This is a genomic window from Stieleria sp., from assembly GCF_041595215.1.
Taxonomy (GTDB): Bacteria; Planctomycetota; Planctomycetia; order Pirellulales; family Pirellulaceae; genus Stieleria; species Stieleria magnilauensis.
Map to the genome: position 1 here is coordinate 1 of NZ_JBFHKV010000504.1, position 5,884 is coordinate 5,884.

The following is a 5,884-nucleotide window of genomic DNA, read 5'->3' on the forward strand; positions in this document are numbered from 1 at the left end:
AGGCCAGACGGCACCGATTTGTTGCTGGGCATGCCAGACCATGCTGGTCACGCCGATCAACACGAACGTCGTCCCCAGGTACAGGAACGGTTTGACACGCAGCGCCACACCGGCGCCCGCTCCCAGCAAGGCCAGCACGATCAAGACGATCGGGCCAAGGATCGTCGAACCGACCCCTTGAACCAACATGTCCGCCGTGCTGGTCACATAGATCGTCAACGTCGCCGCATAACGAATCGCGGCCGCGGTCTTTGCCCCCAGTGCATCCCGGTGAAAATGCGTCGCGACCAACACGCAGACCGCCGGCGGGATCAACCAAGCCTGTGGATGGGAAAGGAAGTCCCAGTTCGGCGTTTGGACCAAGATCACCCACAACGCCACGTTCCCGATCATGATCGAAACCAGCCGCGCCCGGCCGCTCTTCCACAGGAACGATACGACGCCATAGTAAAGCGCCGCCGCAATCAACAAACCTTGATAGGACACGCGGCCCTGGATGTAGGTCCATCGACTGCCGTCGGATTCGCCGAACAGTGACGACACCCACGATCCGCTCAGCCAGAACCCGATCACGGGAACCAAGGGCAAAAACAAAGCGGTCTGCTTGAGCGTTTTCTCAAGCACCTCATCGCCACGGCGCCGCGCCCATTCGGTGATTCCCACACTGGCAAACGCCAACGTCATCACGACGTACGGCCAATACGCTCGCAACCCCAGACTCGCCAGCGGACTCTTGCACAGGAACAGATGAAACCAAGTCAATCCGCCAAACACCTGCGCCGCAACGACCAAGGCGGCGCGTTGCCGATCCGTCAGTTTCCAGGCGTCTCGGTACGAATACCCCGGTCCACTCAAAATCCCCGCCAACGTCGACATCACGCTCAACAGCGCCAGTGTCGCCGCCATTCCCAACATCAGGGGTTTGACCAGCTGGTCAGTTTGGCCGGCAACCCGAACGACCGCTTCTTGGACCAACGTCGCGACCAACGACACCATCGCCAGTGAGATCGCCAATACAAACCCGCTTCGAACGGCGTTCTTCCATCGTTCCAAGATGTCCGCACCGAGCAACTTGGGTACGCCGAACGACAATCCGATCGCGACGAATACCCAGCCCACGAACCAACGTGTGGAGAGCGAAACCATCGGATGAGCATCGTTGCCCACGTTCACACTGGCCCACATCGCGATCGATGCCAACGCGACAAACATTGCCACGTGTCGAACGATCTCACGCCCCGTCCGCTCGGCCAATTCCGCCAGCGAAGCGGCCAACAAGGCGACGCCGCAGATCGCAATTGGCACCATGGTGTTGGAGTTGTATTCGAACAACAAATAACTCGTCAGTGCGACGACCAAGATCACCGTGCCCGTCGCAACACGGGTCAACACGCCTGCGAAACGCGGGATCGAAATCGAAGCCGGTCGCTGCCCCTCGGCCACCAAGCCGCTCCACTGGACGCCGATCCGATTGATCACGCGGCAGATTCCCGCTGCGGAAAACACCATCACGGCCAGCGTCATCGGTGCGACCAGACAAACGACGGTGAGCAAGGTTTCGCTGCGGGCGAACCGGTCGACTCCGATTCGGATCCCCAGCAGCGTCGCCGAAACGAGAACGGTCGCCACCGCTGTCTCGCCGACCGAGGCACGTCCCTGCCGAAAACTGGCCGAGAGGGCGACGGCAAGACCGATCCCCAATCGCAGCCACAGCAAGGGGTCGTCCACAACCGCCAACGGGGCGAAATCGACCGCCGAAATCATCACGGCCAACAACTCCAGTGACAACGCCGCCAGCACCAACATCGCGGCCTCGCTGTCGGGCAACATCGCACGGCTCCGCCGCGCATCCGGTTCGACCGACTCTTGGTCGGGACAGCCCAATCGCCAAACCAAAACCCAGGCCGCGATCCACGACAGCAGCATCGTCCAAAGCACAAACTCCGATCGAGAATTTGCTTCGACGATTTGAAACACAAACACCGACCCGCTCGCGACCGCGTACCAACTGAACATCCGCGTGATCACCGTCGATCGTTTCGTGATCGACAGCCCGCGTCGAACCTCCCCGTTGGCCAACACGGCACGTGTCGTGACCAGGATCCCGCCGGCGATACTGGCGATCAAACCGACCGTGGCATCACGGGTCATCGAACCGTCAAATAAACACAACAGCGTCGCCCCAACGATCAAGAGTCCGGCGTGCCATCGGTCCAGACGAACCGATGAATTCTGCCAAAACGCAACGCGGCAAGCTTCGAGAATCGAAACCGCTGCCACCGCCGTCCAGACCATCGGCAACCATTGATGCGGCAACATCGATGGCGCCGCGAGCAACGAGAACCACATCGCGACGTGGCCCGACATCAAGCTGAGCATGATCGGCCACGAGATCGGCCCGGCCAGCCGCAGTGCCGGACCGGCAAGTCGATTCCAAAACAGCATCAGGCCTGCGGTCATCGTCGACAGCCCCCATCCCGTCGGATGATGCAACTGCATCCACGATGCGTCTCGCAACACGATGCCCGTGATCAAGCCCAGCGAAGTCACCATCGCAACGGCGGTACAGCCCACCAGCGACACATCGATCGCCCGAGGCAGCATCGGTTGATCGGGATCGGATCGTAAACGCGGAGGAATGAATCGCAACGCGACGGCATACGCGCCGCTGGCGATCGCCGCGGATTGAATCCAAACCCACCACTGGGCCGGTACCCAAAGCGGCATCACCAGGATCACCACCGCTGGAACCAGCATTGCGGAGACGATCGCCAACACGCCGCTGCGATTGCGGTGGCCGAGCCAGCCGGACAGAATCGCAGCGGTCGCCCACCAGGCCGCGACCGACAGCGTGACGAATTGATCTGGCCGAACACGTTGCTGCACCATCGGCACCCAACCGCTGCTCAACAGGCAACCGGACGACACGGCGATGAACGCCAATCCAATGGCGGCAAACACACCGCCGGCGGTCGAACCGCCCAACACAAAAGCGTGATCGCCGGATTCGGATTCACGTCGCAACACCTCGATGGCAAAGCAACCCGCCGCCGCCAATGAAGTCGCCAAAACGAGTTGTTCCGACGGGTCGACCAACATCCGAATCCCGACCTGCCATCCGATCCAACCGAATCCGGCGGCCAAATGCAAACAGGGTAAAACCGATCGCTGGCCGAAGAACGTTGCGTCGCCGTGGGCACCCCCGTGCGATACCAGCCCGTCCAACACCGGCCCGTGCAACAATAGACCGCTGACCAACAGCACGGCGATCGGCAGTGTCAATCCGTTGAACAGGCTCGTCGCCGTTCCCGAACCGACGGTGACCACCAACGAACCGAAGCCCAACGCGGCCCCCAATCCCAATAACACCGTTGACGTCTGAATGACCAACCCTCGGGTCAGGACGTCCCACGGCTGTTCGGCCGAGTTGTACCAACTGAAACGAGCCACGAAGGATGAAACTCGCGATCCCTCCGAAACATTTTTCAACGCTCCGATCAGGGCGTCCCGGCCGGTGATCGCGGCGACGACCAACCACCCCAGTCCCGACCACGCCCACAAGGCCTCGCCGCTACGCCATGCCGCAACGGTCAGCAAGGAATCATTGAACCAATAATGGCCCACCATGACGGCCGTCACGATGAGGTGAAACCGGGCATAAGACAGATGCAGCGTGTTACGATCGGTCAGTCCGATCCAAAGCCAAGCGAGCACACAGGAAAACGACACGGCGATCGCTTTGAGTGTGTTGGCATGATGAACGGCCTCAACGTCCGTCGACTCAAACACCAACAGAATCGAAATCGCCGCGGCACCGAGCAGGAATCCGGATGCCGTCGCCCGAAACGCCGTCGCCAACGTGCTTTGTTTCCACAAGGTCTCCGCGGCAACCATCCCCGCCCCCGCGGTTGCCAGCAGCGTCCACATCGCGGGAATCCAGCCCGGAAAGGGTTGTCCGATGACCAGCGGTTTCAGTATCGATAACCAAAAGGCAAACATCACCGCCGTACCGATCCCCGCGACCAGCTTGGCATCGATCGGCAACGTGATCCGGGTGGCAGCGACGACCAGGGCAACGGCTGCCAGCCCCAGCAACACCGGCAACACCCAACCGGGAATCGCTCCCATCCAGCTTGTCGGAGCGACCGTCAACAAGGCGGCATTGGCGGTTGCGTAGGCCAGCCACGCGCCCGCAGTACAGGTCATCGCCTTGCGTTGATCCGCCGGACGCAACAGCAACGCGATCCCCATCGTGACCACACCGATGCACAGCGACGCCAACATCGGTTCGCCACCGACCAAACGCTTCCAGATCGGAAACTGCGACCAGGCGAGATCCGTGGCCCACGCCGGCGAACTCAGCAAGAACGCCATCGAGACCGGGACCGATGCGATCACCGTCCAACGCGGAGCATTCAGAAGAAACGCCGCCAGCACAGCGGCAACTGAAAATGAAACCGCCCAGGTCCAAAGCCACTGCGACGATGTCATCATCGGGATCAACAGCGCACCGCCGGCCAGTAGCCCCAGTGACGCCATCACCATTCCCGCGAGCGCCAGTTTTGGGCGTCGGCGATCGCCCGCCAAAGAGCCTGCCGCCGCCGCCAACAGCACCACGCCGGGAAGCGTCGACACGGCGATCCCCAGCCAACCCGATTCAAAGCTCCGCAACATGAAGGCGACGTATCCGGCAAGCACGGCCAGGGTAAACGTGGAAACACCGATCACCAGCGCGCGGCGCCACGACGTGTTGCCTTTCAGTCGCCCGTCGGCGTTTCGTGGAATCAACAACGTGATCGCGAGCGCGACGGCAATCGATCCCCCGTACGCGACATATCCAGCCGACGCGTCCCAAACGCGGACCGCGGCAGGCACCAGGGGCAGCACGGCGGCCGGGCCGGCGACACCGAGCGTCATCGCCAGGGCGCCGGACGAACCGACCAGCGCGCGACTCGACTGCCAAATCAACGTGATGTAGATCGCGCCGGCACCCAGAATCGACAAGACGGTGATCGGATCGTTGAGCATCACCGACGCATCGTCGATCCCTCCGGTCGATAGCCCGGTCAAGATCCCCAAGGGCACCAACAGCATCGCGATCACGAGCGTCGCCCGACTGGTGTCCTGCAACCGCCAGCGAAACAGCGTGTACAACCCGGCGCCGAAGATCGCGGTGTTGCCGGTCAGAAAAATCAACGAGGGGATCACGCGGTGCATTTGCGTGATCGTGGTCCACAAACTCATCACCAGTCCGATCGAACAGACGACGATCAGCAGCCCCGCGATCAACTCACCCCAACGGATGTTGTGTGCCGCCAAGAACTCGGCAAGCGATTGACCGAGTGACGCACGCGGCGAAAAAACGGTCGGCGCTTGAGAAACCCGTTGGGCCGTCGCTTGGGAATGTTCGGCGGCGGGCGTGGCGGCGGCGGGCGTGGCGGCGACGACAGTTGGACGCGGCGCCAGGAATTCGTCGAGTGTGGGTTGTCGCGTGCCGGCGGCATCGTTTTTGATGCGTGCCGACGGTGCAGCCGCAGACGAACCGATCGGGGCAACCTCAGACGCCGCGGCCGGGGTTTGGCCTTCGAGATCCCGCTGGACTTCCGTCGGCTGGGCGGTGCTCTGCCAGGTGGCGTGATCGAGCTGGTTGATCTTGCCGCGGAGTTTCTGCGCTTCGGCGGGGCTGATCAGCAGCGCCGCGGCCATGCGGCTGATCACACGGTTTGCGGCCTGAGCGTCTTCGTCGCGATCGATCACTTTTGTCGCCGCCTCGTCGCGACCCGCAATCGCGTGGAAGAGTGCCGCGACGACCAGCCATGACAAATGGCCGACCAGCGTGACAATGATCCAAACGATGGTGATAGCGATAAAAACGGTCATCACG

1 protein-coding gene is annotated in these 5,884 nt (G+C 61.9%); it reads right to left on the reverse strand.

Translation table 11 applies throughout. The features are described from left to right. A partial coding sequence (locus tag ABX749_RS18840) for a hypothetical protein (protein ID WP_372897320.1) occupies window positions 1-5,884 on the reverse strand: 5,884 nt, incomplete at both ends.